13 protein-coding genes are annotated in these 23,840 nt (G+C 44.1%); 7 read left to right on the forward strand and 6 right to left on the reverse strand.

Annotated features, from left to right (window positions below; genetic code table 11):
- The first annotated feature begins 68 nt into the window (after positions 1 to 68).
- Entirely contained in the window at positions 69 to 4,097 is a 4,029-nt protein-coding gene (locus NM125_RS02410; protein ID WP_255132502.1) for a response regulator, read from the forward strand.
- Positions 4,098 to 4,187: 90 nt separating this feature from the next.
- Here the strand turns inward: NM125_RS02410 and NM125_RS02415 are convergent, their stop codons facing one another.
- Genes NM125_RS02415 through NM125_RS02425 form a run of 3 tightly spaced genes read right to left on the reverse strand, consistent with a single transcriptional unit; the run spans position 4,188 to position 8,687 of the window.
- Positions 4,188 to 5,366, reverse strand: coding sequence for a phosphopentomutase (locus NM125_RS02415; RefSeq protein ID WP_432419283.1), 1,179 nt, complete (start codon positions 5,364 to 5,366; stop codon positions 4,188 to 4,190).
- On the reverse strand, positions 5,363 to 6,826 hold the full coding sequence (locus NM125_RS02420; RefSeq protein WP_255132506.1) for a GAF domain-containing protein: 1,464 nt from the start codon (positions 6,824 to 6,826) through the stop codon (positions 5,363 to 5,365). The genes NM125_RS02415 and NM125_RS02420 overlap by 4 nt, the downstream gene beginning before the upstream one ends.
- A 55-nt stretch (positions 6,827 to 6,881) precedes the next feature.
- Positions 6,882 to 8,687 (reverse strand): M3 family oligoendopeptidase, encoded by a 1,806-nt coding sequence (locus NM125_RS02425; RefSeq protein WP_255132507.1) that lies wholly within the window; start codon positions 8,685 to 8,687, stop codon positions 6,882 to 6,884.
- A 359-nt stretch (positions 8,688 to 9,046) separates the two neighbouring features.
- Here NM125_RS02425 and NM125_RS02430 point away from each other — a divergent pair, with 359 nt between their 5' ends.
- The 6 genes from NM125_RS02430 to NM125_RS02455 all read left to right on the forward strand — a co-directional run bounded on the left by NM125_RS02430 (position 9,047) and on the right by NM125_RS02455 (position 21,144).
- Positions 9,047 to 12,709, forward strand: coding sequence for a multifunctional oxoglutarate decarboxylase/oxoglutarate dehydrogenase thiamine pyrophosphate-binding subunit/dihydrolipoyllysine-residue succinyltransferase subunit (locus NM125_RS02430; RefSeq protein WP_255132509.1), 3,663 nt, complete (start codon positions 9,047 to 9,049; stop codon positions 12,707 to 12,709).
- A gap of 206 nt (positions 12,710 to 12,915) precedes the next feature.
- Entirely contained in the window at positions 12,916 to 13,053 is a 138-nt protein-coding gene (locus tag NM125_RS02435; protein ID WP_255132510.1) for a hypothetical protein, read from the forward strand.
- A 158-nt stretch (positions 13,054 to 13,211) separates the two neighbouring features.
- Complete coding sequence (locus NM125_RS02440) at positions 13,212 to 14,171, forward strand: DUF5050 domain-containing protein (RefSeq protein ID WP_255132512.1); 960 nt, start codon at positions 13,212 to 13,214, stop codon at positions 14,169 to 14,171.
- A gap of 620 nt (positions 14,172 to 14,791) precedes the next feature.
- Positions 14,792 to 16,732, forward strand: a complete 1,941-nt coding sequence (locus NM125_RS02445; RefSeq protein ID WP_255132514.1) for a S8 family serine peptidase — start codon at positions 14,792 to 14,794, stop codon at positions 16,730 to 16,732.
- A 153-nt stretch (positions 16,733 to 16,885) separates the two neighbouring features.
- Positions 16,886 to 20,539 carry a T9SS type A sorting domain-containing protein gene (locus NM125_RS02450; RefSeq protein WP_255132515.1) on the forward strand — a complete coding sequence of 1,218 codons (3,654 nt, stop codon included), beginning with the start codon at positions 16,886 to 16,888 and terminating at the stop codon, positions 20,537 to 20,539.
- An 11-nt stretch (positions 20,540 to 20,550) separates the two neighbouring features.
- Complete coding sequence (locus NM125_RS02455) at positions 20,551 to 21,144, forward strand: YdeI/OmpD-associated family protein (protein ID WP_255132517.1); 594 nt, start codon at positions 20,551 to 20,553, stop codon at positions 21,142 to 21,144.
- A gap of 12 nt (positions 21,145 to 21,156) precedes the next feature.
- Here the strand turns inward: NM125_RS02455 and NM125_RS02460 are convergent, their stop codons facing one another.
- The 3 genes from NM125_RS02460 to groL all read right to left on the reverse strand — a co-directional run bounded on the left by NM125_RS02460 (position 21,157) and on the right by groL (position 23,814).
- Complete coding sequence (locus tag NM125_RS02460; RefSeq protein WP_255132518.1) at positions 21,157 to 21,546, reverse strand: DUF3224 domain-containing protein; 390 nt, start codon at positions 21,544 to 21,546, stop codon at positions 21,157 to 21,159.
- A complete protein-coding gene (locus tag NM125_RS02465) occupies positions 21,543 to 21,968 on the reverse strand; it encodes a hypothetical protein (protein WP_255132520.1) in 426 nt (141 codons plus the stop codon). Before NM125_RS02465 ends, NM125_RS02460 begins: the two co-directional genes overlap by 4 nt.
- A 175-nt stretch (positions 21,969 to 22,143) precedes the next feature.
- On the reverse strand, positions 22,144 to 23,814 hold the full coding sequence (gene groL, locus NM125_RS02470; RefSeq protein ID WP_255132522.1) for a chaperonin GroEL: 1,671 nt from the start codon (positions 23,812 to 23,814) through the stop codon (positions 22,144 to 22,146).
- Positions 23,815 to 23,840: the final 26 nt, after the last annotated feature.

Raw genomic sequence — 23,840 nt, forward strand, 5'->3', positions numbered from 1 at the left:
TCTTTGAATACGTCTTAGAAATCTTTAAAATCGTTTAAATCGTTATTTAAAAAAGTCTCAGGAGTATCTTGCATTCACTTTTGCTCTCCTTGCTTTTACTTACCCAGCCTTCCACTGATTCCATTAGAACCGGAGCTGCTGAATACCTGGTTCGACATTACGATATTGAAGACGGCCTTCCTGTGAACTCAGTGAACGGTATGGTGCAGGATGATGACGGGTATCTTTACTTTTCCACTTACGATGGCCTGGTCCGTTACGATGGGTACGAATTCAAAGTGTACAATTCCGGGAATACAGAAGGGCTTGCGATAAACCGGATAGCCGGGATACTTAAATCTCAAGATAATTCCATCTGGCTGTTTAACGAAGACCAGTCGATAACTTTAAAATCGGGGAACTCTTTCAGAACTTTTCTTTCTCCGGAAATTCCCGGTAAAGCGCATCGTATCATTGAAGGAACGGATGGACAAATCTGGGTATCGGGAATGGAAGGAGTGGCTTTTTTCAATAAAAAAAAGTCCGTTTTTAAAAAAATTGAAGCTTCCCTTCTTCAATCTAATTCGGAGTTGATTGGCGCAGGCATAAACGGCGGCATCTTTGTTTTAAACGATTCCGGACTGGTTTTCTTCAAAAATAATACCCCGTCATTACTGCTTAATGTCGTTGACTATCCCATACTTGATTTAGACATCAGACAAATAAAACAATTTGAAGAAAGCATTGTCTGGTTGGTGGGGGTGGGAACCATTCTCAGATACAATACGGAAACTAAGGAAGTAGCCCTGATTAGTGTACCTGAAGGTGGTACTGAGATTGCATTTTGGGATATTGCTCTACAAGCGAATGGCGACTACATTCTTTCTGCAACTAACGGATTATATACCCTGAACCCGCTAACTCTTATAATCCAAAAAATGCCTGTTTCCATAAATTCCGGAATTGTTCGCTCAAATCTTATATATACTGGTGGGGCCGGAGAGGAAGTTTTAATCGGTGATGATGAAGTAATTATTGGAGGGAAAACCATCCTCCGGGCACCCTCTCTGAAATTCGGTTTTAACGACCGTGAAGGCTCGCTCTGGATAGGTTCTGAAACAAACGGACTTTACCAGATTAGAAAAAGCAGCTTTATCAATCTCAACTCCTCAGAGATTCCCGGGCTCAATAATATATACTCGATCATCCAGGACAGAAGCGGCTCTTACTGGGCTTGTGGAATAAGCGGCGGGATTGTGAGAATTTCTAAATCCGGGGTTACTAACTGGAATAGCTCTAACAGTACGCTCAGAAGTAATTTATGCAAATTCCTATATGAAGATGATGATGGTAATGTTTATGCCGGACTTAGTGATCATCTGATTTGGAAATTTACAAATGGAAACTGGCTTGAGCCGGAAGATTTTGGTGGATTACCTTCTGATAAATTAGTGGATCCTGAAGCCATGCATCGTTTGGGCAGAAATCTTCTAATCGGAAATTACCAATCGATGCTAATAAGTGGCAATGGCAGCCTCCGTTATTTCGATGATTCTCAGCCACAGGAGCTGGCAAGAATTCAGGTGTTCGCAGAAAACAGCAAGAATATCATTTTTGTAGGTACCGCCGGGACCGGCCTGAGCCGTATTGAAGGCAACTCATTTATCAACTATTCTACAAAAGACGGAGTGCTTAACAGCAACATAATCAGGGATATTTTTCTTCAATCGGATGATACACTTTGGATTGCCACAGAAAATCTTGGTTTGAACAGGCTTGTACTTAATGAAAAGGGAACTGTTCTCTCTTCAGCAAGCATCACCACCTCAGAAGGACTTACCCACAATTCTCTTCATCGCATTATCGAAGATCCATTTGGAAATTTTTGGATCAGTTCGAACGGAGGAATTATGCGCATCCCAAAAAAGGCGTTGAATGATTTTGCGGACGGCTCCCTTACAAAACTTCCCGTTCTGAGTTTTGACGAGCGAGACGGGATGATCAACCGGGAAGCAAATGGCGGGGTACAGTCCGCGGGAATTCTTACTTCGGATAATAAACTGTGGTTCCCTAACCAGCGTGGCATCACCATCATAGATCCGGCCGATTTTACTGTCGAACAAAACCTGGATACTCCCACTCCGGTTCTTGAATCCGTTGAACTGGAAAACGGGGAATTATTCGTTGCCGGGCAACCTGAAATTGCTATCCCTTCCGGGGAAAGAAACCTAAGAATAAATTTCGCAGCCCCTAATTTTACTTACCAGGAACGGGTTCAGTTCAGTTATAAACTGCAAGGCGTAAACAATAGCTGGCAATCGGCAGATCAGTCTAAACAGGCCGTTTTTACGGGAATCCCTCCCGGTGCACACACCTTTACCGTCAGGGCCGATTTCATTGGGGGGGAACCGGTGGAAACATCCGCTTTAATCATGATTCCTCATTTCTTTTATGAAACCGGATGGTTTGCCCTCCTTATTGTTTTCTCAGGAATAGGTTTGGTTATCGGTTTTTTTAGAATCAGGGTGAGGAGCCTCAAAGAGCGGGAGGCTAAACTTCAGGTTCGGGTTGATGAACAAACCGAGGCGCTTAAACTCGCTGCGGAACAAAAGAACCGATTTTTTACAGGTATCACCCATGAACTCAAAACCCCGCTATCTCTTATTGTCGGGCCACTTGATGATATTCTGAACCTTAAGGAATCAATTGATCATGAAAAACTGGGACACCGGTTATCCCTGATGCAACGAAACGGACTCAGGCTGCAAAACCTGGTGGAACAAATTCTGAATGTTTCGAAACTGAATGCAGATGCCATTAAACTGAATATGCAGCCGGTTGACGTTGTTATGTTCACCCAACAAATATTGGGGCAGTTCCAATCAAAAATGGATCAGGAGGAAATCATACTGAATATCAAAGCGGCCCCACTCTCAGAAAATATCTATATAGATAAAGAAGCCTGGGAGAGAATCGTTATTAACCTGATGAGCAATGCGATTAAATTCTCTCCAAAAGGAGCAACCATTTCTCTGAGTGTTGAAGAAAACGAGGAGAAAGTAACATTCGGAATTAGCGATGAGGGTCCCGGCATCCGTTCCGAAGAGCAGGGCAGAATTTTTGATTATCTGTACCAGGTTGAAGGAGCTCACGCCGCCGAAGGAACCGGAATCGGATTATATTTAGTAAAAGGGCTGGTGGAACATATGGGTGGAAGCATAGAGTTTAATTCTGAAGCATTAAAAGGGGCTGAATTTGTTATTACTCTTCCAAAAGGATACATGCATATAGATAGCATGCACAATATATCTCATGATTCTACACCGGAGAATGTTATAATAGCTCCTCGCAAAAATACTGAGTCCCCTTCTTTCAGTGTACAGGTAGCTTCTGATTCTGAAGAGCATATTATGATTGTGGAAGACAACTTCGATTTCAGATCATACCTGCAGTCGGTATTATCAGAATTGTATAGGGTATCTGTCGCTGAAAATGGTAAAGATGCCCTGGATATTCTTAAAGAAAAAACTCCTGATCTTGTGATCTCTGATGTGATGATGCCGGAAATGACCGGGCTTGAGTTTGTGAGAGTGTTACGCTCAGAAGATCGGTTCAAACACCTTCCGGTCATTTTCTTATCAGCAAAAGACCAGGATTTAGATATTAAAACCGGGTTATCAACAGGTGCCGACGTATATCTCACCAAACCTGTACAAACAAATATGTTACTCACTCAAATTTCTGCCATACTAAGAAGGGAGAAAATTCTTAAAACTGGTTTTGTTACTGATGCAGAAATTGAAGAACCGAATTTTATCAAGCAGGTTCGTGAAATTGTATTTCGTCAATTGGGTAACCCGTCCTTTAATGTAAACCAGCTTGCAGATGCATTATACATCAGCCGCGCAAAACTGTATATGGATTGGAAAGAAGTATCTGATGTCACCGTCAATGACTTTATCAAAAAAATGCGGTTTGATGAAGCCAAAATCCTTTTACAGGAAAAGAACTTTAATATACAGGAAACCGCAAGAGCCGTTGGCTTCTCTGACCCAAACTATTTTTCCACGAGTTTCAAAAAAGAATTTGGGTTTCCTCCTTCCGAATTAACTAAATAGCCCTTTGTGAACTACTTCGTACCGCTTTCTCTTAATCGGTGTGAAATATATGTGAATTCTTCTGCTCCAATGTTCAGAAATCACGATACTTTAAGAATTATCTTTCAGAAAAGACTTACCCGGGAAATTACTTACTACCCCAAAAAACTCAGCCACGCTACAGGCTATATTTGAAAAGGATTCTCCGGTTCCAAGATTTTCAGCCTCAGCTCTGCCCTTTGGGAATACAAGTAAAGGCACAAATTCCCTGGAGTGATCGGTGCTGTCCGAACATGGATCGTTTCCGTGATCTCCGGTAATAATCAGTAAATCATTTTCCCTGATTTTAGAGACGATTGCCGGAATGGCCCGGTCGAATTCCTCTAAACTTCCGGCATATCCTTCAGGATCTAACCGGTGCCCGTATAGCTGGTCGGTATCAATCAGGTTTACAAATACGAAACAGTTATCAAGCTGAGCCGACATTAGGCTCAACAGCTGGGAAATACCTTCTGCATTGCTTTTGGTGGGGCGATATTGGGTGAATCCTTTTCCGGCAAACAGGTCGGCCACTTTACCAATGGAATATGTTTTTACTCCGGAATCATTCAATTTTTGTACCAGGTTATTTTCCGGAGGAACCGACGAGTAATCGTGACGTTTATCAGAGATACGCTCAAAATTCCCGGGCTTACCGGTAAACGGACGTGCAATTACCCGCCCCACTTCATGCTCCCCGATGCAAACTTTATTGCGCGTAAACTCACACCACTCATACAGTTTCTTTACCGGAACAACATCATCATGACAAGCCACCTGGAATACACTGTCGGCCGAGGTATATACAATGGGATATCCGGTCTCGAGGTGTTCTTCTCCATAATCCCGAATTACATCAGTGCCTGAATAGGGTTGATTACACAGGGCTTTTTCCACCCCTATTCCATCGCAAAAATCCTTGATTACTTTTTCAGGAAAACCATTCGGATAAGTAGGAAAAGGTTTTTCGAGTTGAATACCCGCTATTTCCCAGTGCCCGGTGGTAGAATCTTTGCCTGCTGAAACTTCACGAAGTTTGCCATAGGCGGCCAACGGTTGTTCATTTTCCGGAACCGAAGCCAGAGGAATGATATTTCCAATCCCCATTTTTTGGAGGTTTGGGAGCTTAACTCCGGTCTGCTCACTTACATGGCCCAGCGTATTCATGTCGGCATCGCCATATTGATCAGCATCTTCCTGCGCACCGACTCCCAATCCATCTACAACAATGATGTAGGCATTTCCCATTATGCTTCCACCAGTTCAGCTTCCTTATCGTTCATTACTTTAGCTAAGGCTTTCTTCGCTTTCTCCATCACCTGGTACGCATTCACCGATTGATCGGTAAGCTTTGTATAGCCGACCTTAAACTGTGGACGCATCGTTCCACCGATGGATAGATTGAGTCCTGCTTCCAGCTTCGACTTCATTTTCTCCATCCAGAACGACACAGCTTCTTCGTCATCACTTTGAATCAGAACCGCATATACGTAATCAGAGTTGTAGCCTACAAAACCCGGGATTCCATATTTAGAGGGGTTCAGGTTTGTGACAAAATCGGTCTGGATTTTTTGGAGGTCTTCCAGCCTGAATTTTGTCCGAAGTGCCGAAACATCATCCGGGGCAACCAAGCCCAGCCAGGTGTTTTCCGGTGTTCCTTTTTTCAGCTTTGCCAATTCGTTGTTGAGGGCAATTTCCCAAAGCTCGGGAGTAAAAGCACCGAAACTTTGAGTAAGGATTTCCTGCACCATTCCGGATTTCTTCACCGAAGATTGCACACTCAAAGCGGCTATCCGAACCATATTCGACAACTTGTGCTTGGTGGACTCTTTAAAGGTCAGCGGATCGTTATCATAGCAAATCACCACCCCCTGCCGCCGGTCGTGGATCATCACCGGGATAGCAAAAGTTGCGCCTTCCGTTCTTTTTTCCGCAGAGGTTATACGCCGTGGATTGTTGTTGAAATGCATCGTGAAAATAGGTTCTCCCTTTTCAAGCGATTCATAGGCCACGCTTTTTTCTTCCAGCTGAAGACCTAATTTCGGAGGATTTTTTGAGTTTTGAGTGCGTAAAATCACATTCCAGGATTCCATGCCGGGAGCCAGAAGTACTGCCCCGCCATTTGGCAGGTTTTTTTGCATTTCTTCCATCATCGTGGCAAAAATCTCGACCTTATGTCCCCGGTAATCCAGTTTATTCAGCGACTCTTCATAATCTTCCCACTCCTGCTGTTGCTCGTGTAAATCAACCACTTCCAGGTAAGTATCCAGTACATTAACCAGGGCATTATTATAAGCCATGATGCGATCCTGTATAGCTTCCTGATCTATCTCCTGCTCACTTTCAAGAACTGTGAGTGCTACCGTTTCCCCTTTGTTTATAAAGGGTACTATCAGGATGTTTTTGGCCTGTACAAAATCAAAATAGTGGATGAGTTTTGCCTTCTCGATGTCTTCCCCCACCATCAACTGAATGATTTCATCGGTATCTTTAAATTCATTCAGGAAATGATTTTCAAATGCTACACGATCCTGGAACATCACATTGGGAAGACCGGTGCTATTCGTTTCCCACACAAATTGTTGGCGGGCGCGGTTTACCCAGCATAAGTAAGAGAGTTGAACTTTCGAAGAAGTTCGCAATAAATGCACCAAATCCTGAAGGATCTGCTTGTATTCCCGTAAGGCTTTTTCTTGTCGGTCTAAAGACATTCTCGGTAATTTATAAGTGTGTTAAGCTATTGGAGTGTATGAAATTTAAGGGAATTTAATTAGCCAGCTCTTTAGCCATTTCCTCAGCTTCTTCTACCATGCGTTCAAACGATGCCAGACCTTTGTTCCAAAAGTCAGGCTGTGTGATATCAAGTCCCATTTTGGCTACTAAATCATGCGGCCACTCAGACCCACCGGCACTCAGAAGCTCCATATATCTTTCCGGGAATCCTTCCGGACGTTGCGTGTACTCTTCATATAAAGCCAGCACCAGAAGTTCACCGAATGCATAGGCATACACATAACCGGGAGTATGAAGAAAATGCGGAATGTAACTCCACCAAATGCCGTATTCATCCGTTAATGTCACCGAATCTCCATACAATGCTTTTTGCTGCTCCATCCAAAGTTCAGAGAACCGTTCTTTGGTGAGTTCTCCTTCTTCCCGCCGTGCTGTATGCATGGCATGTTCAAATCGGTTCATCGAAATTTGACGGAAAACGGTAGCGATGGTATCGTCAATTTTACCAATCAATAATGCCAGTTTTTCCTTAGGATCATCCAGCTCTTTCATCAGCTTTTGAAATACCAGCATTTCACCAAATACAGAAGCTGTTTCTGCCGTGGTCAGCGGCGTTGATGATTGCAAAACTCCTTGCTGGCGAGACAAGTACTGATGCACTCCATGCCCCAGTTCATGAGCCAGTGTTTGTACGTCTCGGATTTTCCCGTCAAAATTCATGAATACATAAGGGTGAGCCGAGGGAACCGTACCTGCAGAATAAGCCCCTCCTCTTTTACCAGGCTTAATGGCGGCATCAATCCAGTTCTTCTCAAAAAACTTATGGGTGATTTCCCCCATCTCCGGATGAAAATTAGTGTAGGAATCCAGCACCATTTCCTTGGCAGAATTCCAGTCGATCGTAGCCTCATTCTCCATGATGGGTGCGTAGCGATCATAATCCTTCATTTCGTCCAGCCCAAGCAAATCGCGCTTTAGCTTATAGTATCGCTGAACCAGCTCGTATTTTGAGGTCACCGATTCAACCAGGGCATCCACCGTTTCCTCATCGGTTTGGTTAGACAGGTTTCGTGAATCAATCCAGCTGTCGTACTTGCGAAGTTTATCGTTTGTAGATTTGTCTGCAAGAATGGTGTTGAATACAAACGTAAGCTGTCGGCTCAGATCGTTGAATTTATCCGTGAGGGATTTATGGGCCCGGATTCGTAAATCACGGTCGCTTTCATGAAGTTTACTCAGCACTTCCTGTTCGCTCATTTCCTCGCCATCCAGTTCAAATTTTGCGGCCCCCAGTGTTTCATCAAAAAAGCGAACCCAGGCGCTGCGGCCGGTCACTGATTTGGCCGACATAATCTTTTCCTGACCTTCTTCCAGCACGTGTTCTTTGTACCTTCGGGAACTTTCCAGGTAGTGTTTGTACTTGCTCAGCTCTTCACTTTCAATCATTTCTTGAGCTTCCTCATCCGGTACCTGCAGCCATTCCACATCCAGAAAAACCAGTTTTTGACTTACTTCTGATGACAGTTCATTCGACTCTGCCACCAACTTTCCGTAGGCGGTATTGGTAGTATCCGTTGACCATTGGAAATAAGCAAAGGAGCCAATTTTACCGGACTGGTCTAAAATTTCTTCATACTCATCCAGCATTTCTTTGAATTCACCCGGTGAAAGTTCAGCAACCCGGCCCCGGTAATTTTCACCAAAAGCCTCCGCCTGTTCCACAACCTGCTTTTTATCTTTAGCCAGTTGTGGGTCTTCGTTGGATGAATAAAGGTCGGTGAGATCCCAGTTTATACTTTCAGCCCCTGTTTCTTTCTTCTTTGATGAATTCTCGCTCATTTCCTGATTTTTTGAGTCTGTCGCTTTGTGTTTTTGAGAACCTGAATATAGGGGTTGCTGAAAGCGAATTAAAGACATCTTTCCAACTAAAAGTTAGTATAGAAAAACAGCAAACAGTTGCCCGCAAGAAAATGAAATGTGAGGCGTAATTATCATCACCTCTATCTTTATAATTATTCCTTTTTACTCTTTGCGTATTTGTAACTTACACCCTTCAGAAAATGTCGTTTTTTAAGAATGTAATCCTTAATTTTCGGGTTACTAAATATATGCCGATGCTTCAAAATCTGAATCATTGGAGCCGAATTTTCATTACCTATTTAAATCGCTGCCAAAAACCCTGTAGAGGTTAACAACCATTGAAATCACTTGAAGCCGTATTTGGCCCTAACTCTGCACTCGTAGAAGAATTATACGATCAATATAAAAATGAGCCGCAATCGGTTCCTGCCCACTGGAAACGTTATTTTGACGAGCTTGAAGGCAAACCGGTAGATGCTACCGAGCCTGAAGAACTTCAGCCATCTGAAAGTACAACCACGGTTCAAGCCAATGGCGCAGATACCGCTGAAGCCAAAGAAGCCCCGGCTAAAGAGCAGAAAAAGCCACAGAAAGATGTGGCGGCGCCAAAAAATGCCACGCTCGAGAAAATTAAAGGCGTGGCTACCAAGATTGTTGAGAATATGGATGAGAGCCTGGAAGTGCCCACGGCTACCTCACTTCGCGTGCTTCCGGTTAAAATGATGGTTGAAGACCGCACTATTATCAACCGTCATCTGCTCAAACGAAATGAACCCAAGGCTTCCTTTACCCATTTTATCGCCTGGGCTATTATCAGGGCGCTGAAAGAATTTCCAAACCTGAACAGTTCTTACCTGTTCAAAGACGGTAATCACTACCGGGTGGTTCCTGATTCTGTGAACCTGGGGGTAGCTGTTGACCTTGAAAGTAAAGACGGTTCCCGCAACTTGGTGGTACCGAACATCAAGGGCGTTGATAAAATGAATTTCAAAGAGTTCCTGCACGCCTATGCGGAACTTATCAACAAAGCGCGGAACGGGAAGCTTCAGATTGAAGATTTTCAGAATACCACCATTAGCATTACCAATCCGGGGACTATAGGAACGGTTTCTTCCGTGCCCCGACTGATGAAAACCCAGGGTGCCATTATCGCAACCGGTGCTATTGACTACCCTGCCGAGTACCGCGCAATGTCTAAAGACGTACTCAATCAGCTGGGTGTCAGCAAGGTGATGACGGTGACTTCCACCTACGATCACCGCGTTATTCAGGGGGCCGAATCCGGCATGTTCCTGAAGAAAATGGATGACCTGCTCAGCGGTCAGGAAGATTTCTATGAGCAGATTTTTGCTGATCTGGATATCCCTTATGAGCCTCTCCCATACGGGCAGGATACCTATTCCGGTCCATTTGGCGGCGGCTCACCTACACTGGAACACGACAGCCGTGTAGTTGGTGTTTGGAGACTGATTAATATGTACCGCATGCGCGGGCACGTACTTGCCGATCTTGATCCCCTTGAAAAAGAACCCGGTAAAAACCCGGAACTGGATCTGGAATACTACGGATTGTCGTTGTGGGATCTGGACCGCGAGTTTTATTGTGGCGGACTCGGTGGTAAAGAGCGAGCTACGCTGCGTGAAATCATCAGCCTGCTCCGTGATACGTATTGCGGAAATATCGGTGTTGAATATATGCACCTGCTGGATCTTGAAGAGCGTAAGTGGCTCCGTGAATCCATGGAATCTACCGGAAACAATGCCCAGCTTGAGAAAAATGACAAGCGGGAAATCCTGCACAAGCTCAATCAGGCAATGGCCTTTGAAGAGTTCTTGCATAAGAAGTACATCGGGCACAAACGCTTTTCTTTGGAAGGTGCCGACACATTGATTCCAATGATTCACTTTATGCTGGAACGAGCCGGTGAACACGGAATTGAGAAGATGTTTATGGGCATGGCTCACCGGGGCAGATTGAATATGCTGGTGAACATCATGAACAAACCGTATCACCGCGTATTTGCGGAGTTTGAAGGAAACATAGATCCTGATTCTATTCAGGGCTCCGGTGATGTTAAATATCACCTGGGTGCCAGAGGAGTTCATAAGTCGGCCAATGGAGCGGAAATTGATCTTCAGCTCATGCCAAACCCTTCTCACCTTGAAGCGGTAAATCCCGTTGTGGAAGGCGCCGTGCGTGCCATGCAGGATCATCACGAGAAAGAAGATGCCGAGAAGCGCGTAGTTCCCGTATTGATGCATGGCGATGCCGCTTTTGCCGGACAAGGTGTTGTTGCCGAAACCCTGAATATGTCGCAGCTGGAAGGATATAAAACCGGCGGTACGATGCATATCATCATCAACAACCAAATCGGTTTTACCACTCTTCCTAAAGATGGCCGTTCTACGGAATACGCTTCCGACCTGGCCAAAATGATTCTTGCCCCCATCTTCCACGTTAATGGAGATACCCCGGAAGCAGCCGTTCATGCCATGAAAATGGCGCTCGATTACCGCCAGAAGTTTGGTAAGGATGTTATTATCGACCTTATCGGTTACCGTAAGCATGGGCACAATGAAGGCGACGAACCTGCTTTCACACAACCGGGCATGTACAAAGAAATTAATGACCATGCGCCGGTGCGTGACCTTTACACCGAGCACCTGGTGAAAAACGGCGAGCTCACTAAAGAAGAAACCCAACAGATTTTTGATGAATTTGACCAGCTGCTGCAGGAAGCTTTTGAGGACGCCAAAAAAGCACCAAACCTCGAAATTACTGAAAACCTGATTGACCGTACGGAAACGCCTCAGGACAAATGGATGGCTTATCCGGATACAACCTACCCGGCCGAAGACCTCAAAGAAATTGCTGTTAAGCTGAACACTGTCCCAAAAGACTTTGACGCCAACCCCAAACTGTTAAAGCAGCTGGCAAAAAGAGCGGAAATTGTCGATAAAAATGAAAAGAAAATCGATTGGGGATTTGCTGAACTCTTGTGCTTTGGTTCACTCCTTAAAACCGGTACTACCATCCGCCTAACCGGGCAGGATGTAGAGCGGGGAACCTTTTCACACCGGCATGCTGTGTTACACGGAACTGAAACCAATCAGAAGTTCACCCCCCTGAATAATCTTTCTGATGACCAGGCCAAATTTCATGTTCATAACAGTTTATTGAGTGAATTTGCAGCGCTTGGCTTTGAATTCGGTTACAGTGCGGAAAAACTGGATGCGTTGGTGATCTGGGAAGCACAGTTTGGTGATTTTGCCAACGGCGCCCAGGTGATTATTGATCAATTTGTTTCTTCAAGTGAAGCGAAGTGGGGACAGAAAACTGCCCTGGTTATGAACCTCCCGCACGGTTATGAAGGTCAGGGGCCCGAGCATTCCTCGGCCCGACTTGAACGATTCCTTCAGCTTTGTGCAGAAGATAACATGCAGGTTATGAACCTGACCACTCCGGCTCAGTATTACCATATGCTGCGTCGTCAGGCACTTCAGGAGAATAAGCGTCCGGCTATTTTAATGACGCCGAAAAGCCTGTTGCGTCATCCAATGGCTACTTCCAGCAGAGATGAACTGGCTGATGGTAAATTCCAGCCGTTTATTGTGGATAAAGACTTCACAGATCCTAAAGATTTGAAGCGCCTGGTTATCTGTTCCGGTAAGGTTTATTACGATCTTCTCAAGTACAGAAAAGAGAATGAGGTCGAAAATGTGGCTATTGCCCGGCTGGAGCAGTTCTACCCATTTGCTGACGATGAGATCCAGGAGCAGCTTAAAGACTTCACCAATGTGAAAGACATTGTGTGGTGTCAGGAAGAACCCAAGAATATGGGAGCCTGGAATTTTGTTGCTCCGCGATTTATGGAGCTCCTGCAAGACGGACAGAAACTCAGCTACGCCGGCCGACAGGCATCTGCTTCACCCGCAGCTGGACAGAAGAAGATTCACGAAGCCGAGCAGAACAAGCTGATCGAAGATGCCATGAAAGTTTAGGCGCATTCTTCAGAATTATTTGAAAGCCTTGCCCATTAATTTGTGCAGGGCTTTTATTATAATCTAAATCTCCTTACTCCAATATTCACAAATCGGCTATTCGACCGCTCGGTTTATCGCTATTCTTTTCGTTAGACGAATTGTATGCTCATCATTCGGCTCTGCCCGATCAGGAAAGACTTGCGAAATAAAGTGAGAGCCGGGTGATGAAATGGATACAGGTCAGGCACCTTTCCGAGCCTATCCATCACCCTGTTTCTCTTCTCTCCGGCTTTATAGTCTTTGCCCCACAAAACGGAATGATCGATTATGAAGTATCGGTTTATCGCTATTCTTTTCGATAGACGAAAGACCGAATAACTGATTGGCGATTAACAATTTCACCTTTAAAAAATCACTCCCTTACCTTCTAAAAATTAAGCGCCTATCCATAAAATTAATTTGTAACATTTGGGTTGTTTGAGTATCTATTGTATATAAATATTTAATGTTGAGAGATACGATGAAAAAGCCTTATACATTTTTTCTACTTGCTTGTCTGATACTTACTACTCTTGGCTGTGAAATCATAGGTGGAAAAGACGACGGAGGTGATGATGGAATTTCCATAGATTTGCCTCCGCCTCCTTACCAAGAATTTCCTCGTTGGAGCCCCGATGGAAATACTATTATATATTACCAGTCTGGCCTGCAACTCTACGATCCATCAAACGACCGCTCCATTCATAATCCTGATTCTGCCGGAATATGGGCTATGGATTTCAACGGGGAAAATCAACGCAAAATTCTTAATGCTGGCTATGCCGATTGGAGTCCGGACGGAGACTGGATAGTATATGTAGCCGGTGCCCAAATTTTTAAAGTTAGGTTCAATGGGACCTCAATAGATACCTCTACTGTAGAACAACTTACCTTTGAAGGCCGCAACTTCTTTCCCGACTGGAGCCCCGATGGAGAATGGATTGCTTATGATTCAAATTATGAAAGTCCTACCGGATTAAGTTTTCTATGGAAAATGAAAAATGATGGGCCTGAAAAACAAAAAATTGTATTTACACCCGATCAGGGTGAGGCAAGGATGCCGTCCTGGTCCTCAAATAGTAAAAAAATAGTTCATATACAGTATTTAGTTGGCGTTCATTCTTCAGAAATTTTTTCAGTGAATTCTGATGGAAGCAATCCAATTCAACTTATAGAAAATAAAGCAACAGATTATTACCCAAAATATTCTCCAGATGGAGAGACCATTGCATTTGCCACTAATGTTCAAATTTGGAGCATGAGTGAGGATGGAAAAGGTATGACGCAATTAACCTTTGATGAACGTGGAACCATGCCCGATTGGTCTCCTGATGGAGAACAAATTATTTATTCGGGGCCAAAAGGGGCTATTTGGGTTATGGATAAAGACGGCAGTAACCAAATACCATTAACCTTCCGACCAGAGGGTAAAATCGACTAAACCAATCATAGATAAGTAACGAACTTGTACTAAAAAAACCGCTGGTGTACAGCAATACACCAGCGGCTAACTTGCAAAATATGGAAGCTTAGTTTGTACTGTTAATACCTATAGACAGTACCTTTCCATTTTGCGGGTGAATTGTAGCAAGAAACAACAACTAATACAATTAACCTTAAGAGGTAACACCATGTACCAATTCCTAACTAAAAATGTCAACATATGCATCCGATTCGTATTTCTTCTTACGATAATTTCTGGAATTCATTTTTCGCTCTCAGCACAACAAAAAGAAGTAGAACAAGAGTTTATTGTTCAGTTTAAATCTGAGACAGTAAAACTACCAGCGGGACTGGAATCTGTTTCTTTGATGCAAAACTTATCTTTTTTACCCTCAAAGCTTCAGTCCAAGCTAAGAAAACATGGAGCAGAATCCCTTTCAAGAGCTTTTCCAAAATTTTTACTGTCGGATACATTAAAAATATCCAGAACAGGCGAACTGGTAAGGCTGCCAGATTTGTCTGATATATACAATAAAGCTCTCTTCCGGTGTTAACACAAAAACAGCCTTTGATTCTTTGCAAAAACTGCCTGACATAGTTTTTATTGAGCCTAATGGAATGGCCATTACTCAAGTTGTAAATCCGAATGACCCGAGGTTTGATAATCCGTCCAGTTCCGGTTCAGGAGGGCAGCAGTGGAACCTGTTAAACACCGGCCAGAATTTTGGGACTAATGATGCAGATATAGATGCACCTGAAGCCTGGGACATTACAAAAGGAAGCAGCAGCACTAAAATTGGCATTATTGATAATGGGGTTCGTTCAACCCATGAAGATTTAGCCGGAAAAGTAACAGGAGATGCCGCTTTTGCTGATCATGGAACCCATGTTGCGGGCATTGCAGCTGCAAGCACAAATAATAACAAAGGTATTGCTGGTGTCGACTGGAATGCTCAAATTATTAACAAGTTATATGGTGATGATCCTACAACATACAATGCTGTATTAAGTGCAGTTAATAGTGGAGCTGATATTCTCAATAGTAGTTTTATACTTTGTTCGAATTGCCTTAATCCAACTCCGACACCGCGTTATTCTACCTTGGTAAGAAGAGCCTACGCATCGGCTTATAAAATGAATGTTGTGTCTGCTGCAGCGGTGGGCAATTACAATACATCAACCGTATATTATCCAGCTGGATTTGGGCAGGGCATAACTGCAGTTGGGGCCACAAACAGAAATGATACCCGGTGGAATTGGAATCCCGCTCAAGGCTCCAACACGGGCAATCACATTGATGTTGTTGCACCTGGCGAAGATATAACTAGTTCAACTGCGGGGACAATTACAAGCTATGCTTCATTTACAGGAACTTCGATGGCTACCCCACATATTTCAGGAATTGCAGGGCTTTTATTAGCGAAGAATTCATCTCTCTACAACGATGACATCGAACACCTTATTCAACTAAGTGCTGAGGACAGAGGGCCAACTGGATTTGACTCAGAATATGGCCACGGCCGGGTGAACGCCCACCGAGCCTTACTGCGACTGCAAAGTCCATATGTACTCAATCATCATACGGCTACCGGAGGCTATGTGGCCAACGTAACCCAGGAAACCAAAGTGTTTTACGATACTCCCGGCTTAGCAACAGGAACGTATATCGTAAAACGCAATGAAGTCCGAAAAACCGTCAGTTTTCCTTATTTAAGTGAAGCGCATGTATGGGGACGCGGCGTTGCAACCAACGGCTATTCCATTGCCAATCCGAATTTTGCAATGGGTTGGAACGAACCCGTCTCTGTTTCCAATAACAGTGCTACCTTAAAAACCTATGTCTATGAAGTATTTACTACGTCCGGACAACGAATTGGATGGTTCCCAACTTCCCCATCAAATGCTCAATTCGCTTACACGGTGCATGGTATCCCCGGCACCCCACCACTATCGGTATCTATCAGTGGGCCAAACTCGGTAGAAATTCCGGGCACCTATACTTATACTGCCACCGGCAGTGGAGGGAATCCTCCTTACCAATCTTATATCTGGTACAAACGCCCACTGGGTGGCTCATGGAGCAGCTTGGGAACCGGGCAGAATAAAAATATATCATTTAGCTCTGGAGAACCATCTCTGGTAGAACTTAAAGTGACCATAGAAGATAATAGCCTTGACTATGCCGATGGATTTAAAACGGTATCTACCTACACAACATGCCAAGACCCTCAAGGGCCTGGTGGAATCTGTCAAAACAAGGTAATTACTACCTATCTGCCCGAACAGTTTGAAATCGAACAAAACTATCCAAATCCTTTCAACCCTTCTACCCAAATAAAATATGCCCTGCCGGAAGCAGCGGAGGTAACACTTAAGGTGTATAACATTATGGGACAGGAAGTAACAACTTTGGTTAATACGCCCATGAGTGCCGGGTTTCATCAAGTTAATTTTGATGCCGGCAACCTATCTAGTGGAGTCTATATTGCTCGGATGGTTGCGGTAGGCCAAAGTGGAGTCACCTTCACCAAAGAACTAAAAATGCAGTTAATCAAATAATCTCAGTTTGGTGAATTCAATCTAGGCCCTGCCCATTAATTTGTGCAGGGCTTTTTCATTGCCTTACTCCTTCCGATGGTTTGTAAGTAGTCCTCATTTTTATTAAGGTCAGTATAGACCATTTATCGGGGCAATATCCACAAAACACATCTTATGAGATCGATCGTATCATTTCTATTCATTCTGAGTCTGTCTTTATTTCTCAGTATTCCCACCTTTGCACAGGATTTCTCGTTCACAAAAACCAAAGCCAAGATCGGTGTTGCAGCAACATACACGGCGGAAGTAAAAGAGCAGAGAATTCTTCATTCCATAAGACAGGGAGAAACCTTAGAGCTTGAGTTTGATGGTCAACAATACTTTCAAACCATTAAAAAGAGAAAGAAGCTTAATTTTGGATATACAGGTATATCCGGATATCCACTGAATGGGAAGAACAGCTACAGCCATCTAATGATTAAAGATGACAAGCTCTCCGGGATACTGCATTTTGAAGGTACGCCTTACCGGTTACATCATGAGAGCGGAGCTTATCAGTTTTTTGAGATCAGTGAAGAAGTACATGCATGCGGAGTTGATCAGATGGCTTCCGCCTCTGCTTCTATGGGAAAAACCACCTCCCCCGGAGGCAATTACGCCAACCCGGTTTATGACCTCGATCAATTCTCTGACACCACTACTGTTGATGTACTGATTCTTTATACCTCATCAGCAAAAGCCTGGGCATCCGGACCTAACAACAGTGTCACAAACGATATAGATGAAATATTTGCACTGAATGAGAATTTTAAAGAAGACATTATCGAAAACTCGGCTCTGCCCCTTAAAATCCGCTATTTGGGATATGTAGAGATTGATGATCCGACGGCTTCAAGCACTTCAGATGTGTTGTCGAACATGGCTGATAACACGTACGCCGGAAGCACACACACCTCCGACACTGTTGATATTCACAGCCTGAGAGACCAGTTTGGAGCCGACTTAGTCGCTCTTGTCGACTCAATTCAAGATACCGGCGGGCTGGGCTATGTTCCTGATGACATTGGTGGTTCTCCCGTTTACAGTCATTCCGTAAATCGTGTTCAACAATTATCTTTTGGCTATACGTTGATGCATGAGATTGGTCATAATTTTGGAAATGGCCATGGCCGAACCCAAAGTTCGTCTGCAGCAGATAAATCTGGAGCTATGTTCCAGTTTTCAACCGGACACTATTTTGAAGCCTCTGACGGAAATAATTACAATACCGTTATGCACTATGGGGATTCTAACTCCTCTGAAATTCCTTACTTTTCCAATCCAAGGGTTACGTATATAGACAGTGCTTCAGGAACCTATAATGGAGCCGGTGCACCTGCAGATAATGCCCTTTCAATGACATTAACCAAAAACTGGATTGCCGACTACCGGGAAACCGTTATTGACCCTCCTTCGCTAACTCTAACCACCACTTCTATTGCTGATACCGTTTTCCCTTCCGGAGTATCAAAACGAGATATTATCATTGAGAATACCGGCAACTCCGACTTAGAGATTAAATTGGATGGAGAAATGGCCTACTCATCCAGCCTGAAAATGAGAAAGACAGAAAATATTAAGCAACCATTGGATATTTTTTATGGCTTTGAAGAGTCAGAAGGTTTTGATGCCGGCTCTTATTCGGCAGTTAATGATTGGGTGACTTATGACGATACAGAAACGTTTGAAATAACCACCTCACAAGCAGCATCTGGTTCACAGTCACTTAAAATACCTTCAGGTTCAAGCTCTCTGTATATATCCTCACCCTATTTCGCTAATACATCTCGCTATAGCACCTATAACATTTCAATGAAAATCTATTCTGCAGGAAGCTATCCCCGGGCTTTTTTAAGCTATTACTCACCCAATGAATACCGGGCGGCAGGCGTTTTTCTTGAACAAAATGACGGATATGTCGGCTTCTATGGCAATTATAGCGGCAGCCGTTATTACCGTTATTTTTTTAGCGATGTACAACTTACTAATAACTGGGCAGATGTTGGTATTGAAATTACTACCGAGAACAATGGTACGGTAAATTACAGTTATGAAAGTATCGAAAGGACTACCACCAATGTAGGCTATAATATTCCTGCCAGGCTTGAGATATCTTTACCAAGTACCTCCTCTTATGACATATATGTGGATGATATTCACATCACAGCTGAAGATTTATATGGACCGGCCCTAACCATCAGTGATGACCGCATGACCATTCGCCCCGGAGAAAAAGACACGATGACCGTCACCTTTTATGGCAATGAAAATGACGAAGGGAATTATGAAGGCACCATTTACCTGGAAACCAATGATCCCAATAATGATTCTTTGACCATTCCCATAGACCTTCGCATCGATCCCAATAATCTATATTCAAATGGCCAGTTTGCCATTGAGCTGACCGGTGAGGAAGGCTATCGCATGCTTTCTGCTCCCACTGCCATCAACCTGAAGGATTTTCTTGAGCCGCTGCATACACAGGGAGCCACCAACGCAGATGTAACCAACGGCGGCCCTAATGTATGGACGTGGGATGAAACCTTTGCAGGCTCCACGAACGAAGGCTGGACTCCCGTTGCGGATTTGGATACCACCATTCAGACCGGCGATGCCTTCCTGGTATATGTTTTTGATGAATCGGTATATGGTGATTCTACCAGCAGAGGTTTCCCAAAACTGCTCTCGATTGAGGGCGCATCCAGCTTAAGCACAACTACTTTAGGAACCGGTAGCATCAACCAAAATGCAGATGGATATACTCTTATAGGAAACCCGTTTCCCTCTACGGTAGATTGGGATGACATTCTGGCCAACACTGGAAGTAACAAGCTAAACAACCCGGTTTATGCTTATGACGTAAATTCTGGCAGTTGGAAAAGCTACAGCAGTGGAGTCGGCGATTTAACCAACGGCTTAATCAAACCCTTTCAGGCATTTTTTGTGCAATCATCATCTACCGTTTCCAATGATGCAACTCTTGCTTTCGATTCTGATGATATAACAACCGGCGGTGACTTCTACGGAAAATCAGAAAATCTCTCTTACGCCCGCTTTGAGGTTACCAGCAACCAAACCGGTCTTACCAACAGCGCATACCTATTATTTGATGACGGGGCGCTCTCCGGTAAAGACCCTCTGGACGCTGTTAAAATGAGTCCGCTTGCCGAAAATTATCTGTTGCTCTCTACCATGGGTGAAAACGATCTTAACTTCGACATCAATGCTCTCCCTCAATTTGAACAGGAACTCAGCATTCCGTTAAAAATTCAGTCTAACACTTCCGGAACTGTACAATTCTCTCTTACAGATACTGAAGGCTTATCAGGTGTAGATTTCATTCTAAGAAAGGGAGACTGGGAACAACACATTGAGCCCGGAAAACAAATAGAGCTGGATATCAGCGCAGAAAACAGCCCCCAAAAGAATGTATTCACTTTGCAAAACACGGGTAATAAAGATAACCGTTATGAATTGATTCTGAGCAAACAACAACTCGTTTCCATTGAAAATCCTGATGTCCCAACTAAATTCGAATTACTTCAAAATTATCCAAATCCGTTTAATCCATCCACCTCCATTCAGTTTGGACTACCTTCAGCCCGGGTAGTAACTGTATCCGTGTATAATATTCTTGGGCAGCAGGTTGCACTGTTGGTTAATGAACCGATGGAAGCCGGCTTTCATACCGTGAAATTTGAAGCTGATCAGCTCTCCAGTGGCGTCTATCTGTTCCGCCTGGAGGCCGGAGAATTTGTGCAAACCCGAAAAATGCTCTTAATGAAATAAGCTCAACTGCTATGGCCAAAATCAAGTCTATTGAAGCATACATAGAAAAGCATGAACGCTGGGAAAAAAGTCTCAGGCACCTTCACAAATTAATATCGGAGACCGAACTGGATATGTCCATCAAATGGGGGCAGCCCGTGTATTCCCTGAAGGGAAAAAACGTTGTAGGAATCGGGGCTTTTAAGGAGCACTTCGGACTTTGGTTTTTCCATGGAGCTTTGCTGGACGACCCTGAGAGACATCTTCACAATGCCCAGGAAGGAAAAACGAAGGCTATGCGACAGCTCAGGTACCATGCTTTTGAAGAAATGGACGACAAAATTATTACTGAGTTTCTGCATCAGGCCATCGAGAATCAGAAAGCCGGTAAAGAAGTTAAAATCGATACCAAGAGAAAACCCAAGATTCCTCCCCTGCTGGCAACGGCTTTTTCAAAAGATGAAGGTTTAAAAGCACAATTCGGGAAGCTGACTCCGGGCAGGCAGCGGGAATATGCCCAATACATTTCCGAAGCCAAACAAGAAGCTACCAAACAACGCCGGCTGGATAAAATCATCCCGATGATTAAACAGGGAATCGGGTTAAGTGATAAGTATCAGAAGTAAAAAAAGTACCGCTCAGAGTTCATATTCAAACTCATAGAAATGCTTACCGTCGGCAATGTTGATCGCCATCTTGCCCGACAACCCCTTCAGATCATCCGTACCGGAATTAGGAACTACTTCTAAGATCAGTTCTTGCTCTCCCTTATTCATGATTCCGTAGTGTTGTAGCACAAAACTTCCCTTCTTCCCGGATAAGGTACCGGTTACCTGCTCCATTGCTACATACCCGGCTGATCCTTTTACGGGCGTCATCGCACTCAACATTTCTCCTTTACTGGTGGCATTCAAATCCCCATAAAAAGTTTTGTCAATCGACATTCGGTTTAAGGAAATACCTTTCGCTCCTTCGGCATAAGCCTCGATTGGATTCAGCTTTACTTCAAACTCACCGGATATTTTCATGAATCTTTGTTTTGGAATTTAGCGGCTAACACAGCCCCCAGGTAAGCCATCGGGAGATAAGCACCCCCAATATCCACAATATTAAACCAAAGGGGTGACGGCAACATAGCCACATTGGCAATTCCTCCTATCAAAAAGAAAGCACCTACACCCAGCGCCCATTTCTTTTGGGATGATGTTGCGATGAGCGCCGTTAATAACGCCCCAACCAAAGTGCCAAGAGCATGAGCCAGAAACGGCATTAAAAAGTTGATGGGTTTGAACAGATGCATAGACTGCTGCAATCCTTCCATGGTAGTCAGGTCGGCTCCTTCCGGTGGTGGAATGATGAAACCACTGATCATAATAATTCCCATGTTTACAAATCCCCCGACTACAAGTCCGGTAATTAGAGCAAGTATATTTCTGACTATTGGTTTCATATTGGTTTCTTTAATTAGCTGGAAGACAGAGGATTATACTGAAACCGGAAAGCAATAAAAAACCCCGCACAACTAAATGTGCAGGGTTTCTTAAGTTTCTTGTTATGACGCTCAGCGTCGTAACATTCACTCCAACGCAGAGCGTTGGAGTGAGGAAGTTAGGTTAGGAAATGATTTACATCATTCCGCCCATGCCTCCCATTCCTGGCATTCCGCCGCCCATGCCACCTGGCATGCCGCCTCCGCCGTTGTCATCGTCGTCGCCTTTAGAAGGTTTCTCAGAGATCACAGCTTCTGTGGTCAGCATCAATCCGGATACAGAAGCGGCATTTTGCAGCGCTGTTCTGGTTACTTTGGTAGGATCGATTACACCTGACTTAATGAGGTCTTCGTACACTTCGGTACGAGCGTTGTATCCATAAGCTCCTTTGCCATCCAGTACTTTCTGTACTACGATAGCGCCTTCAACACCGGCATTGTTTGCAATGGTGCGAAGCGGAGATTCAATAGCTCTTCGGATGATTTGGATACCAACGTTTTCATCATCATTTGCGCCTTTGAGCTTGTCAAGTGCGGATGCAGAGCGGAGCAGTGCAACACCACCGCCGGGTACAATACCTTCTTCAACCGCAGCACGGGTTGCATGTAAAGCATCTTCTACACGGGCTTTCTTCTCTTTCATTTCAACTTCAGAAGCAGCACCGATATAAAGAACAGCAACACCGCCGGCTAATTTAGCCAAACGCTCTTGCAGCTTCTCACGGTCGTAGTCAGAAGTAGTGTTCTCAATCTGAGTCTTAATCTGATTTACTCGCGCCTGAATGTCGGTGTCCTTACCATTACCATCAACAATAGTAGTGTTGTCTTTGTCGATAGTGATGCGGGAAGCTTTACCGAGGTAGTCAAGCGTGGCGTTTTCAAGCTTGTATCCGCGTTCTTCAGAAATCACGGTACCGCCGGTCAGAATGGCGATATCTTCAAGCATTTGCTTACGACGGTCGCCGAATCCAGGAGCCTTAACGGCTGCAATCTTCAGAGAACCACGCAGCTTGTTAACTACCAATGTAGCCAATGCTTCGCCTTCAATATCTTCAGCAATAATCAGAAGCGGGTTACCACCCTGAACTACTTTCTCAAGAATTGGAAGCAGGTCTTTCATCGCAGAAATCTTCTTGTCGAAGATAAGGATGTACGGATCTTCCATCTCGGTAACCATCTTCTCAGAATCGGTTACGAAGTAAGGAGAAAGGTATCCGCGGTCAAACTGCATACCTTCTACCGTCTCGAGGTAGGTTTCAGTTCCTTTGGCTTCTTCAACAGTGATTACACCGTCTTTGCCAACTTTTTCCATTGCATCAGCAATCAGGTTACCGATAGTTTCATCGTTGTTTGCTGAAATGGTACCGATCTGAGCGATCTCTTTGCGATCGTCAATGTCGCGGCTCATTGATTTCAATTCATCAATGATAGCATTTACAGCTTTCTCGATTCCGGACTTTAGATCCATTGGGTTTGCACCCGCCGTTACATTTTTCAGGCCTTCGCTTAGGATAGCCTGAGCCAAAACAGTAGCTGTAGTTGTTCCGTCACCTGCATTATCGCTGGTTTTGGAAGCAACTTCTTTTACCATCTGAGCGCCCATGTTTTGAATCTTGTCGGACAGCTCAATTTCTTTAGCAACAGTAACACCATCTTTGGTTACGGTTGGAGCTCCGAATGATTTCTCAATAACAACATTGCGTCCACGAGGGCCAAGCGTAACTTTAACGGCATTGGCAAGCTTGTCAACGCCTTTCTTTAGTGCGTCGCGAGCTTCTATATCGTAGTGAACTAACTTAGCAGACATAATTATCTATAATTTTAAGTTTATGA

Origin of the sequence: Gracilimonas sediminicola, assembly GCF_024320785.1 — a bacterium.
Classification (GTDB): domain Bacteria; phylum Bacteroidota; class Rhodothermia; order Balneolales; family Balneolaceae; genus Gracilimonas; species Gracilimonas sediminicola.

Excerpts from the sequence above, each read along its gene's own strand:
- NM125_RS02465 (WP_255132520.1), bottom strand. The coding sequence starts at position 21,968 with ATGAAACCAATAGTCAGAAATATACTTGCTCTAATTACCGGACTTGTA.
- NM125_RS02420 (WP_255132506.1), bottom strand. The coding sequence starts at position 6,826 with ATGTCTTTAGACCGACAAGAAAAAGCCTTACGGGAATACAAGCAGATC.
- groL (WP_255132522.1), bottom strand. The coding sequence starts at position 23,814 with ATGTCTGCTAAGTTAGTTCACTACGATATAGAAGCTCGCGACGCACTA.
- NM125_RS02445 (WP_255132514.1), top strand. The coding sequence starts at position 14,792 with ATGGCCATTACTCAAGTTGTAAATCCGAATGACCCGAGGTTTGATAAT.
- NM125_RS02440 (WP_255132512.1), top strand. The coding sequence starts at position 13,212 with ATGAAAAAGCCTTATACATTTTTTCTACTTGCTTGTCTGATACTTACT.
- NM125_RS02425 (WP_255132507.1), bottom strand. The coding sequence starts at position 8,687 with ATGAGCGAGAATTCATCAAAGAAGAAAGAAACAGGGGCTGAAAGTATA.
- NM125_RS02460 (WP_255132518.1), bottom strand. The coding sequence starts at position 21,546 with ATGAAAATATCCGGTGAGTTTGAAGTAAAGCTGAATCCAATCGAGGCT.
- NM125_RS02455 (WP_255132517.1), top strand. The coding sequence starts at position 20,551 with ATGGCCAAAATCAAGTCTATTGAAGCATACATAGAAAAGCATGAACGC.
- NM125_RS02450 (WP_255132515.1), top strand. The coding sequence starts at position 16,886 with ATGAGATCGATCGTATCATTTCTATTCATTCTGAGTCTGTCTTTATTT.
- NM125_RS02435 (WP_255132510.1), top strand. The coding sequence starts at position 12,916 with ATGAAATGGATACAGGTCAGGCACCTTTCCGAGCCTATCCATCACCCT.